The sequence below is a fragment of the Sphingomonas sp. CD22 genome (assembly GCF_034556155.1).
Taxonomy (GTDB): Bacteria; Pseudomonadota; Alphaproteobacteria; order Sphingomonadales; family Sphingomonadaceae; genus Sphingomonas.
In genome coordinates this window covers 182879-208455 of the sequence record NZ_JAYDYX010000007.1, presented here as the reverse complement: position 1 = coordinate 208455, position 25577 = coordinate 182879, and the positions used below count along the sequence as shown (strand labels likewise).

Sequence of the window (25577 nt, the reverse complement as noted above, 5' to 3'; positions counted from 1 at the left end):
ATGACCGCGCATTTGCATGGCCACGTCGACGCCGTCACACCGCCTTTGCGAGACGGCTGTAAAGCCGGCACGGTGCTCCCAAGCCTGTACCCCGGCGGAGGCCGGGGTACACGAGGCGTCTTGCAGGACTCTTGGCCGGTGCCGTCCGCCGTCCGAAACGTGCCTTGGCGGCCATCCCTCCGGTCTTTAAGGCGGGCGCAAAGGAGCCCGCCCCGTGATCACGACCATCCGCGCCACCGACCTGATCGACAGCGTCGCCGATGCGCTGCAGTTCATCAGTTACTATCATCCGATGGATTACATCCGCGCGCTCGGCGACGCCTATCGGGCCGAGCGCAGCCCGGCGGCGAAGGATGCGATCGCGCAGATCCTCACCAACAGCCGGATGTGCGCCGAGGGGCATCGGCCGATCTGCCAGGATACCGGCATCGTCACCGTCTTCGTCAAATGGGGCCAGGATTGCCGGCTCGACGGCGACCAATCGTTGCAGGAGGTGATCGACGAGGGCGTACGGCGTGCGTACCTCCACCCCGAGAACAAGCTGCGCGCCTCGATCCTCGCCGATCCGGCGTTCACCCGGCGCAACACGCGCGACAACACGCCCTCGGTGCTCCACGTCGAGATGGTGCCGGGGTCGCGCGTGTCGGTCGACGTCGCCGCGAAGGGCGGCGGGTCGGAAAACAAGTCCAAGTTCAAGATGATGAACCCGAGCGACAGCATCGTCGACTGGGTGGTCGAGACGGTGCCGCAGATGGGTGCGGGCTGGTGCCCGCCGGGGATGCTCGGCATCGGCATCGGCGGCACCGCGGAAAAGGCGATGGTGCTCGCCAAGGAATCGCTGATGGGCGCGATCGACATGGGGCAGCTCAAGGCGCGCGGGCCGAAGAACGATCTCGAAGCGCTGCGCATCGAATTGTTCGACAAGGTCAATGCGCTCGGCATCGGCGCGCAGGGGCTGGGCGGGCTGTCGACGATCCTCGACGTCAAGATCCTCGACTGGCCGACGCATGCCGCGTCCAAGCCGGTCGCGATGATCCCCAATTGCGCCGCGACGCGCCACGCGCATTTCACGCTCGACGGGACGGGGCCGTCCTATCTGGAGGCGCCGAACCTCGCCGACTGGCCGCAGGTCGACTGGCAGCCGGACAGCGCCGCGATCCGCGTCGACCTCGACACGCTGACGCCCGAGGTGGTGGCGCAGTGGAAGCATGGCGACCGGCTGCTCCTGAACGGCAAGATGCTGACCGGGCGCGATGCCGCGCACAAGCGCATCGCCGACATGCTGGCTGCCAAGGAACAAGGGGGGGGCGAGCCGCTGCCGGTCGATTTCCGCGGGCGCGTGATCTATTACGTCGGGCCGGTCGATCCGGTCGGCGCGGAGGTCGTGGGACCCGCGGGGCCGACGACGGCGACGCGGATGGACAAATTCACCCGCATGATGCTCGACCAGGGGCTGCTCGCGATGGTCGGCAAGGCCGAGCGCGGCCCGGCGGCGACCGAGGCGATCCGCGATGCGAAGAGCGCGTATCTGATGGCGGTCGGCGGCGCGGCGTATCTCGTCGCGCGCGCGATCAAGGGGTCTAAGGTGGTCGGCTTCGAGGACCTCGGCATGGAGGCGATCTACGAATTCGAGGTCAGCGACTTCCCGGTCACCGTCGCGGTCGACAGCGAAGGGCAGAACGTCCACCAGCTCGCGCCGTTGGTGTGGCGCGAGAAGATCGCGCGCGAGGGGCTGCTGACGCCGGCATAAGTGGAGGTGGCGTAAGTGGAGGGGGCGTGAGCGGGACGGGGCGAGCCATCCCCGCGGGTACCGGCGGAACGGTGCGCGCGGCGGGTGGTTGGTTCGCCATCATGACGATGGGAGCCCTGCCATGAAGACGATCCTTGCCGCCGCGCTGATCCTCGCGCCGACGCTGGCGAGCGCGCAGACCGCCGATCCCGCCCCCGCGACGGCGGAGCGTGGCGGTGGGCTGCTCGGTCAGATGGGCGGATTGCTCGGCGGCGGCGGCGCGGCCGGGGCGCTGCCGCGGATCGGCTCGATCGGCGCGGGCAATGCCGCCGGGCTGCTCGGCTATTGCGTCAAGAACCGGCTGCTCGGCACCGGTGGCGGGACGTCGGGCGCGGCGGGCGTGCTCGGGCGGCTGACCGGGCAGAAGGACGTGCAGAGCCAGCCGGGTTATGCCGCTGGACAGGCGGGGCAGGTGCAGGCGCCGGGCGGGCAGGCGCTGTCGCTCGACGGGCTGCGCGGGCAGGTGAAGAACCAGGTGTGCAACCTGGTGCTCAACCGGGCGAAGGCGTTCCTCTGACCCGGCCGCGGCCGCCGGCTCCGGCGGTCGTCGCCGTCTGGGGGACCGCGAGGTGGAAGAATTTGCGGTCCACCATCATCACCGGGAAATTCACCGGCAGGCCCATCCGCGAGATCTCGCGAAAGCCGCTCTTCTTGTAGAAACGGTGCGCGGCGAGGAATTCCCGTGCGGTGCCGAGATAGATGTTCTGCATCCCGGCCAGCCGGGCATGCTGCACCAGCGCCTCGAGCAGCCCCACCGCGACGCGATGCTCGCGGCCGCGGGCATGCGCGGCGACGAACATCTTGCGCAACGCGCCGTTCCGCCTCGCGATGTCCTTGAGGCCGATCGTGCCGACGATCTCGTCGTCGCGCTCCGCCACCCAGAAGCCGCCGGCGCCGGTCTGATAATAATCGTCGATCGTCAGCAGGTCGGGCTGATCCTGCGCGGTGACGGGGATGCCGAACTCGACCTGCTGGATCGGCAGGATCAGCGCCGGGATCCTATCCCTATCCGGCGCGGCATAGGGGCGGATGATCGTTGCAGCCATGATCCCGTTATAGGATGGCGGGCGATCAAGCGTTCGTTCGGCGCGCGAACGGCCTGATGCAGGATGTGCAGCGCCGGCGGGGACGCCTTGGCGAGGGCGTCATCGCCGGCGGAAGAAGATCAGGAAGCTGGGCCGGCCGTGCACCGAGCTGAACGAGGAAGACGTTTGGATGAGGCCCGCAGCATCGGCGCGGTCCGATAAAGTTCGGCTCTGCAGTCCGTTCATCACCCCGCGTGCCGCGTCGAGCGGCAGGTCGGGCGGATAGGTGCCGGACGCCTCGCAGATCGTCGCGGCGCAGCGGACGTTGAGCGGATCGCTGCCGCCGATGTTCGGGATATCGGCGAATGCGCGGTGCAATTCGGTCTCCCGGCGTCCGGCCCAGGCCGCGTCGCGGGCTTCGGCCCGGAACCGCGCGTGCATTTGCCTCGGGTCGCTGTCTAGCGGCGGCAGGTTGGCGGCGATTTCATCGTCCTGCGGCGGTGACGACGACGCGGCGTCGGTCGGCTGCGGTGTGGGCTGGGCTGATGGGGCGATCGGCGCGGACGGCGGCGTAGGACGAGCGGGCATCACGCGGACGGGCGCCGTGTCCTGCTGGGAGGGGGTAGCGCGATCGCGGCCGCCGATGCGCCAGCCGATCAGCGCGATCAGCGCGACGGCGAGCGCGATGACTCCGATACGAACCCCAGGCGCCATGACGTCCCTCCCGATCATATGTCCGGAAAGAACCTATCGTCGGATGCCAGCGAGTCAAAGCGGAAGTGCGATCGCGGCGCGTCGGGGCGGTCGCCCTGCCCCAGATGTGAGAAGAGGGTGCCGTGCGCCTCCCGGCAGCCCGACACCCTCCAAACATGGTCAGCGGCCGGAGAGCTCCAGCCCGGGAAACCATGGGACCTCTTTCATCCTCGTCATGCCGTTGATTGGGGGAGGATACCCCCCGACACGATTCAAACGGACGTTAGAAGCCGGTCCCCCGAACGAACCGAACCGAACTCACTGCTGAACCATGAGACATCGGATCACCTCCTTTCGCTTGTTGATAGCCATGTGACCGGACCCGGCCACACCCGCAATGTGCACATGCTCCGCGGCGGAAACAAGTCTTGTAATGCAGGGGATTTTACGCGACGATTCGCACCCTCGCCGCCGCGTCAGCCGCGGCAGTCCTCGGTCACCCGCTCGATCTCCGCCCAGGCCGGCACGACCAGCGTCGGCGCGCCCGGCCGCTCGATCACGAACCGGCCGCGGCTGAACCCCATCGCATCGAGCAGACCGTCGTTGGCCGCCAGCGTCGCGGCGAACGACGGCGGATTGCCGCCGTTCGGCTGCACCGGAAGCGCGCGCGCGATGCTGGTGGTGCGCACGGTGAGCGTGGTCGCGGTGCTGCCGTCGACCGACAGGATGATCTGACGCCGGTCGCGGTCGCAGCGCAGCGCGAGGCGCGCGGGGCCGCCGGCGGGGGCGAAGCGCGCGATGCTGCCGCGCGCGTCGCGCTGCCAGCTCCAGTCGCCCGGGGTCAGCGGCCAGTCGCGCCAGTCGGCGCCGCGCGGCACGGCGGTGACCGGCGGCGCGGGCAGCGCGACCACCGGCTTGGGTGCGGGGGCGGGCGGCGCCACCGGCTGGGGCACGCAGGCGCTGGCGGCGAGCAGCAGGGCGGTGGCGGAAAGGATGCGCATCCGGCGGCTTATGCGGGAAGGGCGGCGATGCCTCAAGCGGCGCGCGCGTGGAACCGGCGCGGGCAACGGGCGGTTCACCCGTCAACAACCAGGAGCATCCGATGTCGACCGACGGCCAGTCCACCACCGCTACCCAATTGCTCGTCCAGGCGAACGTCGCCCACACGCTGAAGGTGGAGAGCCGCGACGGCGATCAGGTCGGTTCGGTCTATGCGCTGATGGTGCACAAGGGGACGGGCCGGTCGACGCATGCGGTGCTCAGCCTCGGCGGCTTCCTCGGCATGGGCAAGAGCTTCTATCCGCTGCCGTTCGAGCTGCTGCAGTTCGATCCGGTGCGCGATCTCTACGTGGTGACGATCGACCGCCGCCTGCTCGAGGGCGGGCCGAGCTGGTCCAACAACGCGCCGGTGTTCGACCAGGCCTATGCCGACCGCGTCGCGAGCTATTACGGGGTGAGCGCGGCGAATTTGACGACCGGCTAAGCCGCGCGGGCGGTCAAGCGGCGCGGGGAACGATCAGATCGAGCGCATCGCCTTCGCTGCGCTCGACTTCCTCCAGGTCGTAGCTGTTCTGCAGACGCAGGAAGAACCCGTGCGACATCCCGAAATATCGTGTCAGTCGCGCATCGATCGACGCATCGACGGCGCGCTGGCCGCCAACAATCGCTTCCAATAACGCTCGATCGATTCCGGTTCTTGCGGATACCTCATCGAGCGGGATCGCCGATCCGATCAAAAAGTCCTCGCGCAGGATGTCGCCCGGATGGACGTTGTCCAGCCGGTCCTCATCCGCGATGGTAATCCTCGATCCGGACATCGTCCGCGCCTCCGTCTGACCAGCGGAAGGTGAGCCGCCACTGATCGTTGATGCGGACACTATATCGGGGAGGCGCATGGCCTTTCAACTGTTCGAGTCGATTGCCGGGCGGTTGCCGCATATCGTCCAAGCGATCCGCCGCCTCCAGCTGCCGGAGTTTTCGCCGGGCCGGGTCATGGATGGTGGGCGGCAGCCGCCGGACGCGGTTGCCGCGAAATATGCCATGCGTTTCGACGTCGGCGAAGCTGCGGATCATGGGGCCATCCTTTCACCCGATCCGTAGCCACTTCCCACACCTCTATTACGGCTGATCGACGCCGATCACCGGCCGCCGCGCTTGCCGCCCATCCGCATCGCCTGCGCCTTGCCGTAGCGGGTCTTGCGCGTCCCCGGCTTGCCTTCGTTCGAGCGGCCCATCACCGGCGCCTTGTGTTCGGCGGCGGGCAGGCCGAGCTCCTCGTTCTCCAGCTGGCGGATCTCGTCGCGCAGGCGGCCGGCCTCCTCGAATTCGAGGTCGCTCGCCGCCTTGCGCATCCGCTTTTCGAGATCCTCGATATAGGCGCGCAGATTGTGGCCGACCATGTGCGGCCGGTCCTCGTCGATGGGCACGGTGACCTGATCGCCCTGGCTCACGTGCGCGATGATGTCGCCGATGTTGCGGCGGATAGTCGTCGGCGTGATGCCGTGTTCGCGGTTATATTCCTCCTGCTTCTCGCGGCGGCGCGCGGTCTCGTTCATCGCCCGCTCCATCGAGCCGGTGATGCGGTCGGCGTAGAGGATGACGCGGCCGTCGACGTTGCGCGCGGCGCGGCCGATCGTCTGGATCAGCGACGTTTCCGAGCGCAAGAAGCCTTCCTTGTCGGCGTCGAGGATCGCGACCAGCCCGCATTCGGGAATGTCCAATCCCTCGCGCAGAAGGTTGATGCCGATCAGCACGTCGTAGACGCCGAGGCGCAGATCGCGGATCAGCTCGATACGCTCCAGCGTCTCGACGTCGCTATGCATGTAGCGGACCTTGATCCCCGCCTCGTGCATATATTCGGTCAGATCCTCGGACATGCGCTTGGTCAGCGTCGTCACCAGCGTGCGATAGCCGGCGGCGGTGGTCTTGTGGCATTCGTGGATCAGGTCCTGGACCTGTTCCTCGACCGGCTTGATCTCGACGGGCGGATCGATGAGGCCGGTGGGGCGGATGACCTGTTCGGCAAAGACGCCGCCGGTCTGCTCCATCTCCCAATTGCCCGGCGTCGCCGAGACGCTGACCGTTTGCGGGCGCATCGCGTCCCATTCGTTGAAGCGCAACGGCCGGTTGTCGATGCACGACGGCAGGCGGAAGCCATATTCGGCGAGCGTGATCTTGCGACGGTGATCGCCGCGCGCCATCGCGCCGATCTGCGGCACCGTCTGGTGGCTCTCGTCGACGAACAGCAGCGCATTCTCGGGGAGATATTCGAACAGGGTGGGCGGCGGCTCGCCGGGCAGGCGGCCGGTGAGGAAGCGGCTGTAATTCTCGATGCCCGCGCACGAGCCGGTGGCGGCGATCATCTCGAGGTCGAAATTGGTGCGCTGCTCCAGCCGTTGCGCCTCGAGCAATTTGCCCTCGGCGACCAGTTCCTTGAGCCGTTCGGCGAGTTCGTGCTTGATAGCGTCGCCCGCCTGTTTGAGCGTCGGGCCGGGCGTGACGTAATGGCTGTTGGCGTAGACGCGCACGCTGTTGAGGCTGGCGACCTTCTTGCCGGTCAGCGGGTCGAATTCGATGATGTCTTCGATGTCGTTGCCGAAGAAGCTGATCCGCCACGCGCTGTCTTCGTAATGCGACGGGAAGATTTCCAGCGTGTCGCCCTTCACGCGGAAATTGCCGCGCGCGAAGCCGGCGTCGTTGCGCTTGTACTGGAGCGCGACGAGCTTGCGGACGATCTCGCGCTGGTCGACGGAGGCGCCCTTCTTGAGGTCGAAGATCATCGCCGAATAGGTTTCGACCGAACCGATACCGTACAGGCACGACACCGAGGCGACGATGATGCAATCGTCGCGTTCGAGCAGCGACCGCGTCGCCGAATGGCGCATCCGGTCGATCGACTCGTTGGTCGACGATTCCTTCTCGATATAAGTGTCCGAGCGCGCGACATAGGCCTCGGGCTGGTAGTAATCGTAGTAACTGACGAAATATTCGACGGCATTGTCGGGGAAGAAGCTCTTGAACTCGCCGTAGAGCTGCGCCGCGAGGATCTTGTTGGGGGCGAGGATCAGCGCCGGGCGCTGCAATTCTTCGATCACCTTGGCCATGGTGAAGGTCTTGCCCGAGCCGGTGACGCCGAGCAGCACCTGATCCTTCTCGCCGGCGCGGGCCGTCGAGGTCAGTTCGGCGATCGCGGTCGGCTGGTCGCCGCTCGGGCTGTATTCGCTGACCAGCGTGAACCGCTTGCCGCCCTCGACCTTGTCGGGCCGGGCGGGACGATGCGGGACGAAAGTCTCGCCGGTTTCGGGTTCGGCGAGGCTGGTGCGGATCTGGATGGCCATATCGGGAACGGATATGGGGTAGTGGCGCAAGCTCGGCAATGACCGCGCAGGGGCGTCACAAGCTTTGCTTTGGTTGACCCGGCGGCGCAGGGTTCATAATGCGATCCCTTCGCAAACAACCCGAAGCCCGTCGCGCATGACCGATCTCCGTTCCCCCAAGACCCTGCCCGAAACCAAGGCGTTCGTGAACGTCAAGGTATTGTGGGTGCGCCACTGGAACGACCGGCTGTTCAGCTTCGCGGTCGAGCGGCCGGCGAGCTTCCGCTTCCGCTCGGGCGAGTTCGTGATGATCGGCCTGCCCGGCGACGGTGAGAATGCGAAGCCGATCATGCGCGCATATTCGATCGCCAGCCCGCATTATGCCGAGGAGATCGAATTCCTCTCGATCAAGGTCGAAGACGGGCCGCTGACGTCCAAGCTCCAGCTGATCGAGCCGGGCGACGAGGTATATATGGGCAAGAAGCCGACCGGTACCCTGGTCACCGACGCGCTGGTCGGCGGCAAGCGCCTGTTCTTCTTCTCGACCGGCACCGGGCTGGCGCCGTTCCTCAGCCTGGCGCGCGATCCCGACGTATACAGCATGTTCGATCAGGTGATCCTGGTCCATTCGGTGCGGCAGGTCAGCGACCTCGCCTATCACGACGAGCTGCACGCGCGGCTGGCCGAGGACCCGCTGGTGTCGGACGAAGCGGCGACGCAATTCCATTATATCCCGACGGTGACGCGCGAGCCGTTCCGCACCACCGGCCGGATCGGCGACCTGATCGAGAGCGCGGCGCTGTTCGGCGATCCGGTGCAGGGGGCGAAGCGGCTCGACCCCGAGACCGACCGGATCATGCTGTGCGGATCGATGGCGATGATCCGCGAGACCGCGGCGATGCTCGACGGGCTGGGGTTCGAGGAAGGCTCGAACGCCAAGGCCGGGACGTATGTGATCGAGCGCGCGTTCGTGGATTGAGGGGTGGGGCGTCGGCGGGACGCCCCAATCCTCGTCATCCCGGCGAAAGCCGGGACCCATGGTTTCGGTGCGATCCGAGAGGGTGCGGACCCCTCGAATGTCCCGCGTCCATGGGTCCCGGCTTTCGCCGGGATGACGAATGAGGGGGCGATTTCCTCTCAAGGGGCTTTTACGGCAACGCCTTCACCTCCGGCGTATCGAGGCAGCGCATCATCTCGGGCGGAGTCATCGGCTTGCCCGTCACCGGCTTCGCATAGGGCGCCACCTCGAACGGCACGCCGAGCCGCTCCGCCGCGAAGCCGCTGCCGCCGGTGCAGCGCATCGCCGCGGCGAGCAGTTTCGGCGGCGTGTCATAGCCTTCGTACGACAATCGGAACGTGCCCCAATGGATCGGCAGCGAGCGCGCCGCGCCGAGCCGCTGGTGGATCAGCGCCGTCTCGGCGGGGCCGACGTGGCTGCCCGAGCGCATCTCGCCGGGCTGGAAGCGGAAGGCGCCGATCGGGATCATCGCGAAACGGACCGGGCCGTAGGCCGCGGCCTCGGCGGGCCACAGGCCGTCGCCGAAGCCGGTGTCGCCGGCGAAGAAGATGTTGCCGCCGCTCGGCAGGCGGACGACGAAGCTCGACCAGAGCGCGCGGTTGCGATCGGTGAACCAGCGGCTGCCCCAATGATGGTTGCGGGTGACGAACACCTGCGCGCGGTCGCCGGGGCACCAGCTGTCGGGATCGCAGCGGATGTCGCGGCTGGTGTCGCGCAGCCCCGCCGCGGTCAGCGTCGCGCTGCCGCCCCAGTCGAGCGCCAGCGCCTTGGCGCCGACCTGCCCGATGACGCTGTCGTTGCCGAGGCTGGTGACGATCCCCGGCCGGTCGCGCTGCCACAGCCGGCGCAGCGCCGCCTGATCGAGATGGTCGTAATGATCGTGGCTGACGAGGACGAGGTCGATCCTGGGCAGATCCTCGAACCGCACGCCGGGGGCGGCGACGCGCCGCGGCCCGAAGCCGAGCGGACCGGCATGGTCGGCGTAGATCGGGTCGGTGAGGATGTTGAGGCCCTGCGTCTGGATCAAGACGGTGGCATGGCCGATCCACGTCACCACCATCCGCTCGCCCATCACGCGGGCGGCGGGTCGCGACGGGGCGACGGGCACCTGCGCCGGCCATGGCGGGCGTCCGTCGCGACCGGTCAACTGGCGCCACAGGAAACCGGCGCGGCTGCCGCCGCCGGGCAGGCGCTGCGTGTCCTGGTCGCCGTCCGGATTGTAGAAGCGCGCGCCGTCGTAATGATCGCTCGCCGGGCCTTCGTAATACAGGCGGTCGAGGAAGCGCGGCACGATCGTCACCGCGAGGCCGACGACGACGATCAGCAGCACCAGGATCGCGGCGGCCGATCTTGCTATGCGCGCTGTCATCGTCCTGATCCCGATCAATATGGCGGAGGCGTGGGGTGAAACGGTGGATAGTCGGCGTTGCGGAGTGCTTGCGCGCCGCCGCTACGGCCCTAGCATCGCTCGAAAAGCACAGGGGGTTCCATGTATCGGCTCTTTTCAGCGGTTCTGCTCGCCGCAACCGGACTGTCCGCAACGACGCTGCCCGCCGCGGCCAGGACGCCGCGGGTCGAGGAGGCGTCGCTCGAACAGGTCCAGGCGCTGATGACCGCGGGCAAGGCGTCGAGCGTCGAGGTGACGCGCGCCTATCTCGACCGGATCGCCGCGATGGATCGCAAGGGGCCGACGCTGCGCAGCGTGATCGCGGTCAATCCCGACGCGCTGGCGCAGGCCAAGGTGCTCGACGCCGAGCGTAGGGCGGGGCGCATCCGCGGCCCGCTGCACGGCGTGCCGGTGCTGATCAAGGACAATATCGAAACCGCCGATCCGATGGCGACGACCGCGGGCAGCCTCGCGCTCAAGGACAATGTCACGCGGCGCGACGCACCGGTGGTGGCGGCGCTGCGCGCGGCGGGCGCGGTGATCCTCGGCAAGACCAACCTGAGCGAATGGGCCAATATCCGGTCAAGCCATGCGATGAGCGGGTGGAGCGCGGTCGGTGGGCTGGTGCGCAATCCCTATGCGCTCGACCGCACCGCATGCGGATCGTCGTCGGGATCGGGCGCGGCGGTGGCGGCGAGCTTCGCCGCGGCGGCGGTGGGGACGGAGACCGACGGGTCGGTGGTCTGTCCGTCGTCGATCAACGGGCTGGTCGGGCTGAAGCCGTCGATCGGGCTGGTCAGCCGCACGCATGTCGTGCCGATCAGCCATTCGCAGGACACGCCGGGGCCGATGGCGCGCAGCGTGCGCGACGCGGCGATCCTGCTGTCGGCGATGGTCGCCGCCGATCCCGCCGATCCCGCGACCGCGGGGGCGGTGCGCCGCGACTATGCCGCGGGGCTGTCGGTGAGCGCGCTGTCGGGCGTGCGCGTCGCCGTGGTGCGGCCGGAGGGCCTGTCGGTCGAGGTGACGGCGACGTTCGATGCCGCGCTCGCGGTGCTGAGGGCGGCGGGGGCGGTGCTGGTGCCGGTCGATCCGCCCAAGCTCGACGGGATCGGCGACGCCGAGTTCACCGTGCTCAAGACCGAGCTGAAGGCCGATCTCGACGCCTATCTGGCGACCACCCCGCCGGCGGTGACCGCGCGGACGCTCGACCAGCTCATCGCCTTCAACCGCGCGCATGCCGCCGAGGAGATGCCGTTCTTCCAGCAGGAGACGTTCGAGGCGGCGGCGCAGACCAAGGGGCTCGGCGATCCCGCCTACAAGACGGCGCGGGCGACCTCGCTGCGCCAGGCGAGCGAGGCGATCGACGGCATGCTGCGCCGCGCCGGCGCGCGGCTGCTGGTCGAGCCGACCTATGCGCAGGCGTGGCTGAGCGACCCGGTGCACGGCGACCAATATGGCGGGCCGTCGTCGTCGGAGCTGCCGGCGATCGCGGGCTATCCCAATCTCACCGTGCCGATGGGGCTCGCCAAGGGGCTGCCGGTCGGGCTGTCGTTCATCGCCACCAAGGGCGGCGAGGCGACGGTGCTGGGCGCGGGCTATGCCTATGAACAGCGCGCGCAGGCGCGGGTGACGCCGCGCTATCTCGCGCAGGCGGATGTGGGGGAAGGGCTGGAGGGGCGGCGGTAGCGCGCTGCCGTCCTCACCCATCATCGCCTTCGGCGTCTCTCCCTCTCCCGATGGGAGAGCGCATCAGGTGAATATGATCTACATCGAAGCACTTGCCACAGAGGCTTTGAAGCCGCGCGATCCGCGGGTAAAGGCGCGCGCATGACCGACTCGATCGCCACTGCCGCGCTGCTCGCCAAGGCCGAAACGCTGACCGACGCGCTGCCCTATCTGCAGCGCTATGCGGGCAAGACGTTCGTGGTGAAATACGGCGGCCATGCGATGGGCGATCCCGAGCTGGCGCGCGACTTTGCCGAGGATGTCGTGCTGCTCAAGGCGGTCGGCATCAACCCGGTCGTCGTCCATGGCGGCGGGCCGCAGATCGGCGCGATGCTCAAGCGGCTGGGCGTCGAATCGCGCTTCGTCGACGGGCTGCGCGTCACCGATGCCGAGACGGCGCGGATCGCGGAGATGGTGCTCGCCGGATCGATCAACAAGGAAATCGTCGCCTGGATCGGCCAGGCCGGCGGCCGCGCGGTCGGCATCTCGGGCAAGGACGCCAATCTGGTCACCGCCAAGAAAGTCGGCCGCGAGACGCCGGATACGTTGCAGGGGATCGAGCGGCACGTCGACCTGGGCTTCGTCGGCGAACCGGTCGCGGTCGACCGGACGATCATCGACACGCTGTCGGCGAGCGGCATCATCCCGGTGATCGCACCGATCGCGATGGGCGCCGACGGCCAGACCTACAATATCAACGCCGATACGATGGCGGGGGCGATCGCCGGCGCGCTCGGCGCGGCGCGTTTCTTCCTGCTGACCGACGTCGCCGGCGTGCTCGACAAGCAGAAGACGCTGCTGACCGATCTCGATCCGGCGCGGATCGCTGCGCTCAAGGCGGACGGCACGATTTCCGGCGGGATGATCCCCAAGGTGGAGACCTGCGTCGCCGCGGTCGAGGCCGGGGTCGATGCCGCGGTGATCCTCGACGGCCGCGTGCCGCATGCGATGCTGCTGGAAATCTTCACCTCGGAGGGCGCGGGGACGCTCGTCCACGCCTGACCCCGGCAGGCGGCTGGATCAGTGCGCCGCGCGCCAGCGCCGCGCGAACGCCGCCTGCCAGAGCATCAGCAGCGGCACCGCGCCCAATTCCATCGCGAAGCCGAACAGATGGCCCGGCGACGGCGGCCCGACCGCGATCAGCGAGACGACGCGCGACAGGCCGCCCGCCACGACGAGCGCGCCGAGCAGGCGGAAGCGCGGGCCGGTCGCCTCGATCTGCGGCACGCAGCTCGCGAAGGCGATGCCGACGCCGAGGAAGATGCCCGAAATATAGCGGAAATGGCTGTCGAGATCGTTGGGGATCACCGGCGGATGGCCGAGGAAGCCGGGACCGTGCAGCACGCTCTGCCCGCCGACCGACAGCGGCACCAGGCAGGCGAGCGCCACCACCGCCTGCAACAGGCGGCGCTCGACGGCGTGGCTCACGACAGGATCTCCTTGCGGACGTGGATCGCGCGCAGCGACACGCGCACCTCCCACATGAAGGCGGTGAGGCAGCAGATCAGCAGCGCCACCGCGACGATGAAGACCAGGGCGATCCAGGTGCCGATATGGAATTTGGCGATATTGGCGATGAACAGCAACGCGATGACGACGCAGGCCATCACCGCGCTGGACACCGACAGGAACAAGGCCGCGTTGATGATCGACATGCGTTCGTCGAGCAATTTGAGTTCCCAGACGTCGCGCGCGCGGTCCGCGCCGCTCTCGGTGCCGAGCACGCGCTCTTCGAGGATGCGGGCGCGGTCGATGACGCGGGCGAGCCGTCCGGCGAGGACGTTGAGGATCTGGCCGATCGCCGCCAGCATGAACACCGGCGCGAGCGACAGCTGGATCGTCTGGGCGATCGTCGAAACCTGGAAGAACACTGGCATGGCCCCATCATAGGGCGCGTCGCGCGAGGCGAAAGGGTGCACGGCTCGCCGCAATCTGCACCGATTGGTAAGGCGTGGCGATTAGATGCGCCGGGGTGACCGAAGCGATGCTCCTTGCCGAATTCCAGCGGCTGCCCCCGGTGGCGCGCGCCACCGTCGGCGACGGGCTGTCCGCGGGGATCGACGACGTCGCCGCGCGTGCCGCGGCGAGCCACGGTTTCCTGCGCTACGGCTGGTTCGCCGCGGCGCTCGGCGCTTACGGCGGGCGGGCGCGGACGCTGCTGGTCGAGGAGGACGGCGTGCCGACCTGCGCGCTGCCGTTCGTCGGCGTCGGGCCGCGCTGGGCGCGGCTGGCGGCGGTGCCGGGGAGTTATTGGCCGTTCCGCAGCTTTCCGCTCGCTACCGGGGCGGGCGAGGCGACGCTGCGCGCGGCGCTGGCGACGCTGGCCGGGGCGGTCAACGGATTGCGGATCGGCCCGGTCTATGACGACGATGCGGCGGCGGCACCGCTGATCGCGGCGGCGCGGGCGGGCGGCTGGGCGGTGCTCGACCGGTTCGTCGCCGACAGCTGGCTGCTCGACATGGCGGCGCTGCAGGCGGAAGGCTGGCCGCGCGGATCGACACTGCGCAAGAACCGCTTCCACGAGAAGCATCTCGCCAGCCACGGCGCGACGGAATGGCGCTTCCTCAGCGGCGCGGACTGGCCCGCGGCGTTCGACATGCTCACGCAGATCGAGACGGTAAGCTGGATCACGGCGCGCACCGACGGCTCCGACGCTAAGTTCACCACCACCGGCCACGGTGCGTTCTGGCGTGCGGCGGCGGCGGACCCGGTGATCGCCGGCATGCTGCGTGCGGCGTTGCTGACGATCGACGGCAAGCCCGCCGCCTTCTCGTTCGACATCGATGCGGGCGACCTCAAATATGCGATCGCCAACAGCTACGATCCCGCGTTCGCCAAACATTCGCCGGGCAAACTGCTCTATTATCGCAATCTCGTCGAGGCGCTGGGGCGGGGCATCGCCCGCGTCGACTGGGGCGCGGGGGACAGCGGCTACAAACAGGTGATCGGCGCCGACAAGGGGCCGGCGATCCGCGACTGGCTGCTGCTGCGGCCCGGACTGCCGGCGCTGGTCGGGCGATGGGCGCGCGGCGCGTGGCGGCGATCGGGGCAGGGCGGCTAGACGCACCCCTTCCGCCCGCTTAGGCGTTGGCGGATCATGCTCGTATTCCTCGATTTCGAAGCCTCGTCGCTCGCCAAGCTGAGCTATCCGATCGAGGTCGCCTGGGTGTTCGAGGACGGGCGCGAGGAAAGCCATCTGATCCGCCCGGCGACGCAATGGACCGATTGGGACGCGGCCGCCGAGGCGATCCACCATATCCCGCGCGCGCGGCTGGAGGCGGAGGGGATGCCGCACGACGCCGTCGCGCGGCGGATGATCGAGACGCTCAGCGGGCATGAGCTGTTCGCGAGTGCGCCGTCGTGGGACGGCAAATGGCTGAGCGCGCTGCTGCGCGCGGCGAAGCTGCCGCGCCACGCACTGCGACTGCGCGACACCGAGGAGGCGCAGCGCGACACGGCGACCGCGATCCTGCGCGACGTCGTGCCGACGGAGCTGCTCGGGCGCGCGGTGGCGGAGGTGGTGACGCTGGCCGAGGTGCGCGACCGCGACGTGCCCGCGCATCGCGCGCTGGCGGATGCACGCGACGAATGGGAGCGCTGGTGTGTGGTGAGGCGCGCGGCTGAAGCGCGGGCGGCGGCTTAATCCTCCCCCGCCAGGGGGAGGGGGACCGTTCGGCGTCAGCCGGATGGTGGAGGGGGAGGTAAGGGTCGGAGCTGTGCAACGAGGCTCCCACCCTGTCCTCCCCCTCCGTCACGGCTTCGCCGTGCCACCTCCCCTTGGCGGGGGAGGACTGATATGAGGTTCCCTATGCCCGAGATCATCAATCTGCGTCTGGCGCGCAAGGCGCGCGATCGTGCCGTCGCGGCGCGGACCGCCGAGGCCAATCGTGCCAAGTTCGGGCGGAGCAAGGCCGAGCGCGCGGCCGATGCCGCCGAGCGCGACCGGGCCGAGCGGATCGTCGACGGCGCGAAGCTGGACGACTGACGCGGGTCAGCGCGGGCGGCGGACCCGCCATGCCATCAGCGCGACCAGTGCCGCCATCCCGAACCAGGTCAGCGCATAGACCAGATGGCTGTTGTGGAAGCGGACGACGGTGAGGCCACCGCGCGGCCAGCCGGTCTTGGGTTCGCTGGCATCGATGAAATAGGGGGCGACCGGGCCGAGATGCTTGGCCGCGGCGATTCCGGCGACGTCGCGCGAATACCAGCGGTCGGCCGCGGGATCGTTGCTGCGCAGGAAGCCGCCGCCGGGTTCGCCGAGACGAAGCAGGCCGCGGACGGTCTGCGGCGCGGCGGAGGGGGCGACGCGGCTGCGCTGCTCGCCGGGGACGAAGCCGCGGTTGATCAGCACGGTGAAGCCGCGATCCGTGACGAAGGGGGTGAGTACCCAGAACCCGCCGCCGAGATCGGTGACCGACTGCACATAGGTGTCGGCGCCGGTGCGGTAACGGCCGGTCGCGAGGACCGGGCGATAGGCGTCGTCGTTGCCGACGCCCGGCCAGGCCGCCGGCCCCGGTGCGGGGACGGGCGGACTGGCGAGTTGCGCTTCGGTATGCGCGATCAGCGCGAGCTTCCACGTCCGCCGTTCGAGCTGCCAGATGCCGAGGCCGATCAGCAGCGCGATGACGACCAGCATCGCGCCGGTCGCCCATCCACGGCGGGACGCGGGATGGCTCACATCGCGCTCGCGTCCATGCTCGGCATCATGTTCGTGTTCATGTGATACATGACCCAGAGCGAGCCGGCGAGACAGATCGTCAGGACGATGATCGTGAAGATCAGCGCCATCAGCGTCCAGCCATTCTCCGACTTGGAGTTCATGTGCAGGAAGTAGATCATGTGGACGACGATCTGCACCAGCGCGAACACCATGACGACGCCCGCGGTGATCCGCGCGTCGACGATGACGCCGCTCATCACCAGCCCGAAGGGAATCGCGGTGAGGATCACCGACAGGACGAAGCCGATCACGTAATCCCTGCGGCTGCCGTGCGCGCCTTCGGACGAATGGCCGTGGCCATGCGCATTGTCGTGCGCATCGTGACCGTGCGCGTCGTGACCGTGATGCGTGTCCGCGCTCATCGCAGCACTCCCAGCAAATAGACGAAGGTGAAGACGCCGATCCAGATCACGTCGAGAAAGTGCCAGAACAGCGACAGGCATTGCAGGCGGCGCTGGTTGGCGGCGATCAGCCCCTTGCGGCCGACCTGCACCATCAGCGTCACCAGCCAGATCAGGCCGAAGGTGACGTGCAGACCGTGCGTGCCGACCAGGGTGAAGAAGGACGACAGGAAGGCGCTGCGCTGCGGCCCGGCGCCTTCGTGGATCAGCGTCGAGAATTCGTAGAGCTCGATGCAGAGGAAGGCGAGGCCGAACAGGCCGGTGATCGCCAGCCAGCCCTGCGTCGCACGCACCTTGCCGTCGTTCATCGCCAGCATGGCGAAGCCGTAGGTGATCGACGACAGCAGCAGCATCGAGGTGTTCAGCGCCACCAGCGGCAGCTCGAAAATCTCGTGCGGCTGCGGTCCGCCGGCATAGCTGCCGCCGTAGACGCCATAGGCCGCGAACAGCATGGCGAAGATCAGGCAGTCGCTCATCAGGTACAGCCAGAAGCCCAGCATCGTGCTGCCGCCGGCGTCGTGATGATGTTCGTCGGTCTCGTAGAAGACCGGGGCCTGTGTGCCCGGTGGGATGGTTGCTTCGCTCATGGTCCTCAGGCCCCCGCGACCGCTGCGTGCGTGGTCAGCTGCCGGGTATGTTCGTCCTCGGCGGCGGTGACTTCGGCGGCGGTGATGTAGAAATCGCGGTCATAGTTGAAGGTGTGGCCGATCGCGACCGCCAGCAATCCGACGAACGCCAGCGCGGCGAGCCACCAGATGTACCAGATCATCGCCAGTCCGATGACCATCGAGAAACCGGCCAGGATGATGCCGGCGCCGGTGTTGCGCGGCATGTGGATGTCGCGGAAGCCGGTGATCGGCCGTTCGGCGCCGTTCGACTTCATGTCGTACCAGGCGTCCAGATCGCGGACGACGGGCGTGAAGGCGAAATTGTACGCCGGCGGCGGCGACGAGGTCGCCCATTCGAGGCTGCGGGCGTTCCACGGATCACCGGTGAAGTCGCGCAGCGCCTCGCGGTTGCGGAAGCTGACGTAGAACTGGATCAGGAAGGCGGCGATGCCGACCGCGATCATCGCGGCGCCGATCGCGGCGATGATGAACCAGATCTGCAGCGACGGGTCCTCGAAGTGGCGCAGGCGACGCGTCACGCCCATCAGGCCGAGCACGTAGAGCGGCATGAACGCGACGTAGAAGCCGATGACCCAGAACCAGAAGCTGATCGTGCCCCACTTCTTGTCGAGCTTGAAGCCGAACGCCTTCGGGAACCAGTAATTGATCCCCGCGAACATGCCGAACAGCACGCCGCCGATGATCACGTTGTGGAAGTGCGCGATCAGGAACAGCGAATTGTGCAGCACGAAGTCGGCGGGCGGTACGGCGAGCAGCACGCCGGTCATGCCGCCGATGACGAAGGTGATCATGAACGCGATCGTCCACATCATCGGCAGTTCGAAGCGGATGCGGCCCTTGTACATGGTGAACAGCCAGTTGAAGATCTTGGCCCCGGTCGGGATCGAGATGATCATCGTGGTGATGCCGAAGAACGAATTGACGCTCGCCCCCGACCCCATGGTGAAGAAATGGTGCAGCCAGACGAGATAGGCGAGGATGGTGATGACCAGCAGCGCGTAGACCATCGACGTATAGCCGAAGAGCCGCTTGCCGCAGAAGGTCGAGGTGACCTCGCTGAACACGCCGAACGCCGGCAGGATCAGGATGTAGACCTCCGGGTGGCCCCAGATCCAGATCATGTTGACGTACATCATGGGGTTGCCGCCCATGGTGTTGGTGAAGAAATGCGTGCCGATGTTACGGTCGAGGCTGAGCATCGCGAGCACCGCGGTCAGGACCGGGAAAGCGGCGACGATCAGCACGTTGGTGGCGAGCGCCGACCAGGTGAAGATCGGCATCTTCATCAGGCTCATGCCCGGCGCGCGCATCTTGATGATCGTCGCGAGCAGGTTGACGCCCGACAGCAATGTCCCGACGCCGGCGATCTGCAACGACCAGATGTAATAATCGACGCCGACATCGGGCGAATAATCGAGCCCCGACAAAGGCGCCATCGCCAGCCAGCCGGTGCGGGCGAACTCGCCGACGAACAGGCTGGCCATGACGATCGCGGCACCCGCGGCGGTCATCCAGAAGCTGAAATTGTTAAGGAACGGGAAGGAGACGTCGCGCGCGCCGATCTGGAGCGGGACGACATAGTTCATCAGACCGGTGACGAAGGGCATCGCCACGAAGAAGATCATGATGACGCCGTGCGCGGTGAACACCTGGTCGTAATGGTGCGCGGGCAGGAAGCCCTCGTTCGGGCCGAACGCCATCGCCTGTTGCGCGCGCATCATGAGCGCATCGGAAAAGCCACGCAGCAGCATGACGATGCCGAGGATCATATACATGATCCCGATCTTCTTATGGTCCACCGAGGTGAACCATTCCTTCCACAGATAGCCCCAGACCTTGAAATAGGTCAGCGCGGCGATCAGCGCGGCACCACCCATCGCCACGACGGCGAAGGTGCCGATCAGGATCGGTTCGTGAATGGGGAAACTCTCGAGCGTCAGGCGCCCGAAAATCGTCTTGAGCAAAGCATCGGACATCAGGTCGGTCCTAGGAACGGGCGGCGGCGGTGAGGCCGGTCAGCATGGCGGGCAGCGGGGCGGCGGAGGTCATCGAGCGATTGTCTTCGGCGCCGGGTTTGTTGCTGCCGGGCGGGGCGGGACGGGGGGCGTTACGGTGCGGGCTGCTGCCCTTCTCCTCGGGAGCCTTCTCCAGGGCGCCCTTCGATTCGCTGCCGCGCATATGGCCGCTGTCGTTGACCGGGGCGCCATGGCCGCTGTCGCGATGCGGGTCCCTGGCGCCGTCCTTCATCATCGTCGCCTGCATGCAGGTCTCGCCCGGCTTGGTGCACATGCCGAGGATGCGGTCGAACAATTGCGGCTGGAACGCGGCGTAGCGGATCGCCGGCACCTTCTCGCTCGGCTTTTCGAGCTGGACATAGGTCGGCATGTCGAGCTTCGCCGGCGCGCTGCGTGCCTCGGAGGCCCATTTGGCGAAGCCGGCATCGTCGACGCTGTCGACGGTGAAATGCATGTCGGAGAAGCCGGCGCCGCTGTAATTGGCGGACAGGCCCTCGAACCGGCCCGGCTTGTTGAGCACGGCGTGCAGCCGCGTCTCCATGCCCGGCATCGAATAGATCATGCCGGCCATCGCGGGGACGTAGAAGGTGTTCATCACCGACGACGAGGTGATCCGGAAGCGAACCTGGCGGTTCATCGGCAGGACCAGCTCGTTGACCGTCGCCACACCCTGTTCGGGGTAGATGAACAGCCATTTCCAGTCGAGCGACACCACCTGGATCTCCAGCGGCTTGTCGTTCTTGGCCAGCACCTTGCCCGGCTCCAGCCGTGCCAGCGGGCGATAGGGATCGAGCGCGTGGGTGCTGATCCAGGTCAGCGCGCCGAGCGCGATTACGATCATCAGCGGCGCCGACCAGATGATCAGCTCCAGCCCGGTCGAATGGTCCCAATGCGGCTCGTAATCCGCCTCCTCGTTGGTGTGGCGATATTTCCACGCGAACAGGATGGTGAGCGCGATCACCGGCACGATGATGAGCAGCATCAGGCCGGTCGACCACAGGATCAGATTGGCCTGTTGCCGCGCGACGTCGCCGGACGGGTTCATCACCACCCAATTGCACCCGCCCAGCAGGGCAGGCGCCAGAAGCGCGGCGGCGGTGCGCAGGGCACGCGCTGAACGGGGCGGGAGAGGGGAGAACGGGAGGGTTCGCATCGTCAGGTCCGGTACGCCTGTGTGCTGCACCGCAAAATAGGACATTTTGTCCTATCCCCGTGCGCGACCGGCTGCGGTAAGGGGTCATGCTGGCGCTGCGTCCGAAACCGGGTGCGGCGCGTTGATGACCGACGGCCCTCGGGCTGCGAGACGACAGGACTGCGATACATGTCAGTGGCTTCCGCCCATTCCGGATCGCTCGAACGCGATGCACGTGCCGTCAACACACGGGGAGACCATGAGGTCCGCCCGGGTGAGATCGCGATCGGCGTCATCATCGGGCGCACGTCGGAATTCTTCGACTTCTTCTGCTATGCGATCGCCTCGGTCATCGTCTTCCCGGCGCTGGTCTTCCCCTACGTCGACCGGCTGACCGGGACGCTCTATTCGTTCGCGCTGTTCCCGCTGGCGTTCATCGCGCGGCCGATCGGCACGCAGATCTTCATGTGGGTCGATCGCGAGCACGGCCGCGGCACCAAGCTGACCATCGCGTTGTTCCTGCTCGGCACCTCGACCGTGTCGCTCGCCTTCCTGCCCGGCTATGCCGAGGTGGGGATATGGTCGGCGATCCTGCTCGCCGCCTTCCGCATCGGCCAGGGCCTCGCGCTCGGCGGCGCCTGGGACGGGCTCGCCTCGCTGCTGGCCTTGAATGCGCCGCCGGAGAAGCGCGGCTGGTATGCGATGGTGCCGCAGCTCGGCGCGCCGCTCGGCCTGATCGTGGCGAGCGCATTGTTCGCCTTCCTGCTCGCCAATATGGAGGGCGTCGACTTCCTGTCGTGGGGCTGGCGCTATCCGTTCTTCGTCGCCTTCGCGCTCAACGTCGTGGCGCTGTTCGCCCGGCTGCGCATCGTTGTCACGCCGGAATACAGCCGGCTGTTCGAGACCCGCGAGCTGACCCCGTCGCGCGTGTCGGCGACGGTCAAGGCGCAGTGGCGCAACATCATCATCGGCGCCTTCGCACCCCTCGCCAGCTTCGCGCTGTTCCATATGGTGACGGTGTTCCCGCTGTCGTGGATCGCGCTCTACACCAACGAGGATATCGCGCGCTTCCTGGGGATCGAGATCATCGGCGCCTTCTTCGGATTGGGCGCGGTGGTGATCTCGGGCCTGCTCGCCGACCGGATCGGGCGACGTTCGGTGCTCGGCTATACCGCGGCGGCGATCGCGGTGTTCAGCGGCTTCGCGCCGCAGCTGCTCGCCGGCGGCGATGCGGGCGAGCTGGCGTTCATGATCGGCGGCTTCGTGCTGCTCGGCCTGTCGTTCGGCCAGTCGTCGGGCGCGGTGACCAACAATTTTCCCAAGCGCGCGCGCTACACCGGCGCGGCGCTGACCTCGGATCTGGCATGGCTGTTCGGTGCGGGCTTCGCGCCGCTCGCCGCGCTGGTGCTGGCGAGCCAGTTCGGGCTGCTGGCGGCGGGCGGGTATCTGCTGTCGGGCGCGTTCGCCACGCTGGTGGCGCTGGGGCTCAACAAGGAGCTGGCGCGGCGGCTGGATTGATCCGTCGGCGGGGGTGACCGTCGACGCCGTTCTCCGGCGGCTTTGCGGGGCGCTACCTTAATTCCTCCCCGCCGGGGGGAGGTGGCAGGCCGAAGGCCTGACGGAGGGGGAGGATACGGTGCGCTTACCGTATGCGGAGACGCCCCCTCCACCACCCGGCTGCGCCGGGCGGTCCCCAGCGCAGGGTTGGATTGCCCCCGGCAATCCAAGATCATGCCGGGGGCATGATCGACCCTGCACTCCCGCTTCGCGAGGGAGGATTTAGTCTCTGCCCAAGCCGGTCATGTCGCCGCCGGGGCCCGTACCGGCGCCGCCGAAGCCGCTGCCGGCGCCGCCCATGCCGCCACCGCGGCGGCCGCCGCCACGATGGCCACCACCGCCACCGCCGCTACGCCCGCCGCCACCGCCGCGGCTCATCGCGGCCGCGCGGCCGGTGACGTGGGGCAGTTCGTCCCAGCTCAATTTGCCGTCGTGGTTCTTGTCGAGCGAGGCGAAGCGCTTGTCGGCGGCGTCGGCGAATTCGCGCGCATCGACGCCGCGGTTGAAGTTGCGGTCGGCGGCGGTGACCGGCTCGGGGAGCTGGAAATAGCTGAAGCGCGCCGCGCCGAGCTTGCCGGCGTCATAGGCGGGCGCCTTGCCGCCGCCGTCCGAATCGGAACCGCTGGCGATCACTCCCGGCCCGCCGCTGCCCGATCGCACCTCCGGCGCGATCGTGCTCTCGTAATAATCGATGTCGTCGGGGTCGATCTCGCCGTCGTGCTTGCGGTCGAGCGTCGCGAAGAAGCGGCTGGCGTCGGCCTGGAATTCGACTCGGGTGATCGCGCCGTCCTTGTTGGCGTCCGCCGCGTCGAACCACGCGCGTTCGGGGTCGGGCGCGGCGTCGTCGCCGTGGAAGGGCTGGCCCATCGGGCTGATGAAGGTGCGGTGGTTGCCGTGCGCGGGCGGCTGCTGGGCGGCGGCCGGTGCGGAGCAGGCGAGCAGGGCGATGACGATGGTGCGGTTCATGGCTGTTCCCCGAGTGATCGACGTTGTGAACCAGCTCAATGTTGCGGTTGGATGTCCACGACCGCCGCAACCCGGTATCATGCGGTTATCCGGCGGAAACAATTCGACGCCATGAGAGGGCGATGATGAGCCAACAGCATAATGCAGGGGCATCGGGGGACGAACCGGCGGCGATCCTGGTGGTCGACGACGATCGCGAGATCCGCACCCTGCTGACCCAGAGCCTCGGCGCGCGTGGCTATCGCGTGCAGGCGGCGGCCAATACCCGCGAAATGGACGCGGTGCTGGAGCGCGACCGGATCGACGCGGTGCTGCTCGACGTGATGATGCCGGGCGAGGACGGTATCTCGGCCTGCCGCCGCATCACCCGCGACGGTGGCCCGGCGGTCATCATGCTGAGCGCCTTGGGCGAGGAGCGCGACCGCATCGTCGGGCTGGAGATTGGCGCGAGCCATTATCTGACCAAGCCGTGCAGCGCGCGCGAGGTGATCGCCACGGTCCGCGCGGCGCTGCGCAGCCGCCAGCAGGCGGAGCCCGCCGACCGCTCGCGGCTGAGCTTCGACGGCTGGACGATGGACCTGATGGCGCACGAATTGTTCGATGCGCAGGGCGTGCTGGTCGGGCTGACCGACGGCGAATTCGCCCTGCTGCGCGTCTTCGCCGAGCGGCCGCGGCGGGTGCTGTCGCGCGAATGGCTGCTCGAGGCGGCGCGCGGCCCCAACAGCGAGGCGTTCGATCGCGCGATCGACGTGCAGATCAGCCGGCTGCGGCGCAAGCTGCGCAGCGGCGGCGACGACATCATCCGCACCATCCGCAACGAAGGCTATCTGTTCGTGCCCGCGGTGGCGCGGGCATGAGCTGGCGGCCGGCGTCCCGGCTGGGGATAAGCTGGGTCGCCAAGTCGCTGTTCTGGCGCGTCTTCCTCGTGATGCTGCTGAGCGTCGCGACGGTGCAGGCGCTCAACGTCGCGCTGGTCGTGTTCATCACCCCGCCGACGCCGCGCATCTTCTCGGTGCCGCAGGTCGCCACCGCGCTGCGCACCGGCCGCGACGCGACCGGCGAGGTGCTGGTGACGCGCGAGGCGAGCAACCCCGCGCCATACGATGCGCGCAGCGTCCGCATCCGCCGGCTGATGGCGGCGCAGCTCGAACTGCCGCTCGACCTCGTCCATGTCCATTTCGGCGGGCCGCCGCCGATCGTCTTCGGGCCGATGCCGCGGCGCGAGGGCTATCCCGAACGGGCGCGCTCGCCCGATGCGCGCAACCAGATCCTGTTCGGGCGCTTCACCGTCTCGGTGCATCAGCCCGACGGGAGCTGGCGGATCGCGCGCGCGGCGCGCACCGGTTTCGAGAGCTGGCGGTGGCGGGCGTTCCTGTGGCTGCTCGCGGCCCTGGTCGCGATCGCGCCCTTCGCCTGGCTGCTGGCGCGGCGGCTGACCAAGCCGATCGCCGCGTTCGGCGCGGCGGCGGAGCGGCTCGGCCGCGATCCGCGCGCGGCGCCGTTGCCGCTCGGCGGGCCGGCGGAGATCGCCGACGCGGCGGCGGCGTTCAACCGCATGCAGGCGCGGCTCAACCGCTATGTCGAGGATCGCACGATGATGATCGCGGCGATCGCGCACGATCTGCGCACGCCGCTGATGCGGCTCGGCCTGCGGCTGGAGCGCGCGCCCGAGCCGCTGCGCAGCGCCAGCGAGGCGGACATCCGCGACATGCAGGCGATGATCCAGGCGGCGCTCGCCTTCTTCCGCGACGGCAACCAGATCGGCGAGCGGCGCCGGCTCGACCTGCGCTCGCTGGTCGAGAGCGTCACCGACGAGCTGGAGGACCGCGGCGAGCCGGTGACGCTGCACGAGGGCGAGCCGCTGGTGATCGAGGGCGATGCGGCGGGGCTGAAGTCGCTGATCGCCAACCTCGTCGGCAACGCGTTGAAATATGGCGGCGATGCCGAGGTGATGCTGAGCCGGATCGACGGCCATGCGCTGATCGCGGTGCGCGATCACGGCCCCGGCATCGCGCCCGAGGACCTGCATCGATTGTTCGAACCCTTCTTCCGTGGCGAACGCTCGCGCAACCGTGATACCGGCGGGATCGGTCTGGGGTTGAGCAGCGTGCGCGGCGTCGCGCGGGCGCATGGCGGCGACGCGACGATCGCCAACCATCCCGACGGCGGCGCGATCGCGCGGGTGACGTTGCCGGTGTGAC

Annotated in this window: 27 protein-coding genes; 12 read left to right on the top strand and 15 right to left on the bottom strand. The window is 68.2% G+C overall.

Annotation, left to right across the window (positions count from 1 at the left end; all coding sequences use genetic code 11):
- The first annotated feature begins 214 nt into the window (after positions 1–214).
- Both SFC76_RS15025 and SFC76_RS15020 read left to right on the top strand, forming a co-directional pair.
- Positions 215–1750: a fumarate hydratase gene (locus SFC76_RS15025; protein WP_322850222.1), complete on the top strand. Its 1536-nt coding sequence runs from the start codon at positions 215–217 to the stop codon at positions 1748–1750.
- A gap of 121 nt (positions 1751–1871) precedes the next feature.
- Positions 1872–2306 carry a DUF2501 domain-containing protein gene (locus SFC76_RS15020; protein ID WP_322850221.1) on the top strand — a complete coding sequence of 145 codons (435 nt, stop codon included), beginning with the start codon at positions 1872–1874 and terminating at the stop codon, positions 2304–2306.
- Here the strand turns inward: SFC76_RS15020 and SFC76_RS15015 are convergent.
- The 3 genes from SFC76_RS15015 to SFC76_RS15005 form a co-directional block, all read right to left on the bottom strand.
- Positions 2281–2835 carry a GNAT family N-acetyltransferase gene (locus tag SFC76_RS15015; RefSeq protein WP_322850220.1) on the bottom strand — a complete coding sequence of 185 codons (555 nt, stop codon included), beginning with the start codon at positions 2833–2835 and terminating at the stop codon, positions 2281–2283. The genes SFC76_RS15020 and SFC76_RS15015 overlap by 26 nt on opposite strands.
- A 99-nt stretch (positions 2836–2934) precedes the next feature.
- Complete coding sequence (locus SFC76_RS15010; RefSeq protein WP_322850219.1) at positions 2935–3528, bottom strand: hypothetical protein; 594 nt, start codon at positions 3526–3528, stop codon at positions 2935–2937.
- A 455-nt stretch (positions 3529–3983) separates the two neighbouring features.
- Positions 3984–4508 carry a hypothetical protein gene (locus SFC76_RS15005; RefSeq protein ID WP_322850218.1) on the bottom strand — a complete coding sequence of 175 codons (525 nt, stop codon included), beginning with the start codon at positions 4506–4508 and terminating at the stop codon, positions 3984–3986.
- A 101-nt stretch (positions 4509–4609) separates the two neighbouring features.
- On the opposite strand from SFC76_RS15005, the gene SFC76_RS15000 reads away from it, so the two are divergent.
- Positions 4610–4990 (top strand): PRC-barrel domain-containing protein, encoded by a 381-nt coding sequence (locus SFC76_RS15000; protein ID WP_322850217.1) that lies wholly within the window; start codon positions 4610–4612, stop codon positions 4988–4990.
- Positions 4991–5003: 13 nt separating this feature from the next.
- Here the strand turns inward: SFC76_RS15000 and SFC76_RS14995 are convergent, their stop codons facing one another.
- The 3 genes from SFC76_RS14995 to uvrB form a co-directional block, all read right to left on the bottom strand.
- Positions 5004–5324, bottom strand: a complete 321-nt coding sequence (locus tag SFC76_RS14995; RefSeq protein ID WP_322850216.1) for a HigA family addiction module antitoxin — start codon at positions 5322–5324, stop codon at positions 5004–5006.
- Entirely contained in the window at positions 5293–5580 is a 288-nt protein-coding gene (locus SFC76_RS14990) for a type II toxin-antitoxin system RelE/ParE family toxin (RefSeq protein ID WP_322850215.1), read from the bottom strand. Before SFC76_RS14990 ends, SFC76_RS14995 begins: the two co-directional genes overlap by 32 nt.
- Positions 5581–5645: 65 nt before the next feature.
- Positions 5646–7844, bottom strand: a complete 2199-nt coding sequence (gene uvrB / locus SFC76_RS14985; protein ID WP_322850214.1) for an excinuclease ABC subunit UvrB — start codon at positions 7842–7844, stop codon at positions 5646–5648.
- A 136-nt stretch (positions 7845–7980) separates the two neighbouring features.
- Between uvrB and SFC76_RS14980 the strand changes: the two genes are divergently transcribed.
- A complete protein-coding gene (locus SFC76_RS14980) occupies positions 7981–8802 on the top strand; it encodes a ferredoxin--NADP reductase (RefSeq protein ID WP_322850213.1) in 822 nt (273 codons plus the stop codon).
- A 169-nt stretch (positions 8803–8971) separates the two neighbouring features.
- On the opposite strand, the gene SFC76_RS14975 is transcribed toward SFC76_RS14980, so the two are convergent.
- On the bottom strand, positions 8972–10210 hold the full coding sequence (locus SFC76_RS14975; protein WP_322850212.1) for an MBL fold metallo-hydrolase: 1239 nt from the start codon (positions 10208–10210) through the stop codon (positions 8972–8974).
- Positions 10211–10330: 120 nt separating this feature from the next.
- Between SFC76_RS14975 and SFC76_RS14970 the strand changes: the two genes are divergently transcribed.
- Together SFC76_RS14970 and argB are read left to right on the top strand one after the other, a co-directional pair.
- Positions 10331–11917, top strand: coding sequence for an amidase (locus SFC76_RS14970; protein ID WP_322850211.1), 1587 nt, complete (start codon positions 10331–10333; stop codon positions 11915–11917).
- Positions 11918–12058: 141 nt separating this feature from the next.
- Entirely contained in the window at positions 12059–12958 is a 900-nt protein-coding gene (gene argB / locus SFC76_RS14965; protein ID WP_137899096.1) for an acetylglutamate kinase, read from the top strand.
- Between the two features lie 18 nt (positions 12959–12976).
- Here argB and SFC76_RS14960 read toward each other — a convergent pair whose 3' ends face one another.
- Entirely contained in the window at positions 12977–13384 is a 408-nt protein-coding gene (locus SFC76_RS14960) for a DUF4345 domain-containing protein (protein WP_322850210.1), read from the bottom strand.
- Positions 13381–13833 (bottom strand): DUF2721 domain-containing protein, encoded by a 453-nt coding sequence (locus SFC76_RS14955; protein ID WP_322850209.1) that lies wholly within the window; start codon positions 13831–13833, stop codon positions 13381–13383. Before SFC76_RS14955 ends, SFC76_RS14960 begins: the two co-directional genes overlap by 4 nt.
- Before the next feature lie 95 nt (positions 13834–13928).
- Here SFC76_RS14955 and SFC76_RS14950 point away from each other — a divergent pair, with 95 nt between their 5' ends.
- From SFC76_RS14950 to SFC76_RS14940, 3 genes are all read left to right on the top strand, one after another.
- The gene (locus tag SFC76_RS14950; RefSeq protein WP_322850208.1) at positions 13929–15017 is read left to right on the top strand and encodes a GNAT family N-acetyltransferase; all 1089 of its coding nucleotides are present in this window, start codon (positions 13929–13931) and stop codon (positions 15015–15017) included.
- Between the two features lie 36 nt (positions 15018–15053).
- On the top strand, positions 15054–15599 hold the full coding sequence (locus SFC76_RS14945) for a transcriptional regulator (RefSeq protein ID WP_322850207.1): 546 nt from the start codon (positions 15054–15056) through the stop codon (positions 15597–15599).
- A gap of 165 nt (positions 15600–15764) precedes the next feature.
- Positions 15765–15941, top strand: a complete 177-nt coding sequence (locus tag SFC76_RS14940; protein ID WP_322850206.1) for a DUF4169 family protein — start codon at positions 15765–15767, stop codon at positions 15939–15941.
- 6 nt (positions 15942–15947) lie between these two features.
- Here the strand turns inward: SFC76_RS14940 and SFC76_RS14935 are convergent, their stop codons facing one another.
- From SFC76_RS14935 to cyoA, 5 genes are read right to left on the bottom strand one after another with little or no spacing between them, the layout of a single operon-like run.
- The gene (locus SFC76_RS14935) at positions 15948–16592 is read right to left on the bottom strand and encodes an SURF1 family protein (RefSeq protein ID WP_322850279.1); all 645 of its coding nucleotides are present in this window, start codon (positions 16590–16592) and stop codon (positions 15948–15950) included.
- Positions 16593–16630: 38 nt separating this feature from the next.
- Positions 16631–17038, bottom strand: coding sequence for a cytochrome o ubiquinol oxidase subunit IV (gene cyoD / locus SFC76_RS14930; RefSeq protein WP_322850205.1), 408 nt, complete (start codon positions 17036–17038; stop codon positions 16631–16633).
- Positions 17035–17664 (bottom strand): cytochrome o ubiquinol oxidase subunit III, encoded by a 630-nt coding sequence (gene cyoC / locus SFC76_RS14925; protein WP_322850204.1) that lies wholly within the window; start codon positions 17662–17664, stop codon positions 17035–17037. The genes cyoD and cyoC overlap by 4 nt, the downstream gene beginning before the upstream one ends.
- Before the next feature lie 5 nt (positions 17665–17669).
- Positions 17670–19682, bottom strand: a complete 2013-nt coding sequence (gene cyoB / locus SFC76_RS14920; protein WP_322850203.1) for a cytochrome o ubiquinol oxidase subunit I — start codon at positions 19680–19682, stop codon at positions 17670–17672.
- A gap of 10 nt (positions 19683–19692) precedes the next feature.
- Positions 19693–20874 (bottom strand): ubiquinol oxidase subunit II, encoded by a 1182-nt coding sequence (gene cyoA / locus SFC76_RS14915; protein ID WP_322850202.1) that lies wholly within the window; start codon positions 20872–20874, stop codon positions 19693–19695.
- A 168-nt stretch (positions 20875–21042) separates the two neighbouring features.
- Between cyoA and SFC76_RS14910 the strand changes: the two genes are divergently transcribed.
- A complete protein-coding gene (locus SFC76_RS14910) occupies positions 21043–22371 on the top strand; it encodes an MFS transporter (protein WP_322850201.1) in 1329 nt (442 codons plus the stop codon).
- A gap of 261 nt (positions 22372–22632) precedes the next feature.
- On the opposite strand, the gene SFC76_RS14905 is transcribed toward SFC76_RS14910, so the two are convergent.
- Positions 22633–23376 carry an EF-hand domain-containing protein gene (locus SFC76_RS14905; protein WP_322850200.1) on the bottom strand — a complete coding sequence of 248 codons (744 nt, stop codon included), beginning with the start codon at positions 23374–23376 and terminating at the stop codon, positions 22633–22635.
- A gap of 125 nt (positions 23377–23501) precedes the next feature.
- Here SFC76_RS14905 and SFC76_RS14900 point away from each other — a divergent pair, with 125 nt between their 5' ends.
- Both SFC76_RS14900 and SFC76_RS14895 read left to right on the top strand, forming a co-directional pair.
- Positions 23502–24233: a response regulator gene (locus SFC76_RS14900; RefSeq protein ID WP_416222429.1), complete on the top strand. Its 732-nt coding sequence runs from the start codon at positions 23502–23504 to the stop codon at positions 24231–24233.
- Positions 24230–25576, top strand: coding sequence for a sensor histidine kinase (locus SFC76_RS14895; protein WP_322850198.1), 1347 nt, complete (start codon positions 24230–24232; stop codon positions 25574–25576). The genes SFC76_RS14900 and SFC76_RS14895 overlap by 4 nt, the downstream gene beginning before the upstream one ends.
- The last annotated feature ends 1 nt before the right edge of the window (position 25577 follow it).

Coding starts and splice junctions, on each gene's coding strand:
- SFC76_RS14970 (WP_322850211.1), top strand. CDS start 10,331: ATGTATCGGCTCTTTTCAGCGGTTCTGCTCGCCGCAACCGGACTGTCC.
- SFC76_RS14900 (WP_416222429.1), top strand. CDS start 23,502: ATGAGCCAACAGCATAATGCAGGGGCATCGGGGGACGAACCGGCGGCG.
- argB (WP_137899096.1), top strand. CDS start 12,059: ATGACCGACTCGATCGCCACTGCCGCGCTGCTCGCCAAGGCCGAAACG.
- SFC76_RS15020 (WP_322850221.1), top strand. CDS start 1,872: ATGAAGACGATCCTTGCCGCCGCGCTGATCCTCGCGCCGACGCTGGCG.
- SFC76_RS14945 (WP_322850207.1), top strand. CDS start 15,054: ATGCTCGTATTCCTCGATTTCGAAGCCTCGTCGCTCGCCAAGCTGAGC.
- SFC76_RS15015 (WP_322850220.1), bottom strand. CDS start 2,835: ATGGCTGCAACGATCATCCGCCCCTATGCCGCGCCGGATAGGGATAGG.
- uvrB (WP_322850214.1), bottom strand. CDS start 7,844: ATGGCCATCCAGATCCGCACCAGCCTCGCCGAACCCGAAACCGGCGAG.
- SFC76_RS14955 (WP_322850209.1), bottom strand. CDS start 13,833: ATGCCAGTGTTCTTCCAGGTTTCGACGATCGCCCAGACGATCCAGCTG.
- SFC76_RS14980 (WP_322850213.1), top strand. CDS start 7,981: ATGACCGATCTCCGTTCCCCCAAGACCCTGCCCGAAACCAAGGCGTTC.
- SFC76_RS14905 (WP_322850200.1), bottom strand. CDS start 23,376: ATGAACCGCACCATCGTCATCGCCCTGCTCGCCTGCTCCGCACCGGCC.
- SFC76_RS15010 (WP_322850219.1), bottom strand. CDS start 3,528: ATGGCGCCTGGGGTTCGTATCGGAGTCATCGCGCTCGCCGTCGCGCTG.
- cyoC (WP_322850204.1), bottom strand. CDS start 17,664: ATGAGCGAAGCAACCATCCCACCGGGCACACAGGCCCCGGTCTTCTAC.
- SFC76_RS15000 (WP_322850217.1), top strand. CDS start 4,610: ATGTCGACCGACGGCCAGTCCACCACCGCTACCCAATTGCTCGTCCAG.
- SFC76_RS14935 (WP_322850279.1), bottom strand. CDS start 16,592: ATGCTGGTCGTCATCGCGCTGCTGATCGGCCTCGGCATCTGGCAGCTC.
- SFC76_RS14995 (WP_322850216.1), bottom strand. CDS start 5,324: ATGTCCGGATCGAGGATTACCATCGCGGATGAGGACCGGCTGGACAAC.
- SFC76_RS15005 (WP_322850218.1), bottom strand. CDS start 4,508: ATGCGCATCCTTTCCGCCACCGCCCTGCTGCTCGCCGCCAGCGCCTGC.
- SFC76_RS14990 (WP_322850215.1), bottom strand. CDS start 5,580: ATGATCCGCAGCTTCGCCGACGTCGAAACGCATGGCATATTTCGCGGC.
- SFC76_RS14975 (WP_322850212.1), bottom strand. CDS start 10,210: ATGACAGCGCGCATAGCAAGATCGGCCGCCGCGATCCTGGTGCTGCTG.
- cyoD (WP_322850205.1), bottom strand. CDS start 17,038: ATGAGCGCGGACACGCATCACGGTCACGACGCGCACGGTCACGATGCG.
- cyoA (WP_322850202.1), bottom strand. CDS start 20,874: ATGCGAACCCTCCCGTTCTCCCCTCTCCCGCCCCGTTCAGCGCGTGCC.
- SFC76_RS14940 (WP_322850206.1), top strand. CDS start 15,765: ATGCCCGAGATCATCAATCTGCGTCTGGCGCGCAAGGCGCGCGATCGT.
- cyoB (WP_322850203.1), bottom strand. CDS start 19,682: ATGTCCGATGCTTTGCTCAAGACGATTTTCGGGCGCCTGACGCTCGAG.
- SFC76_RS14910 (WP_322850201.1), top strand. CDS start 21,043: ATGTCAGTGGCTTCCGCCCATTCCGGATCGCTCGAACGCGATGCACGT.
- SFC76_RS14895 (WP_322850198.1), top strand. CDS start 24,230: ATGAGCTGGCGGCCGGCGTCCCGGCTGGGGATAAGCTGGGTCGCCAAG.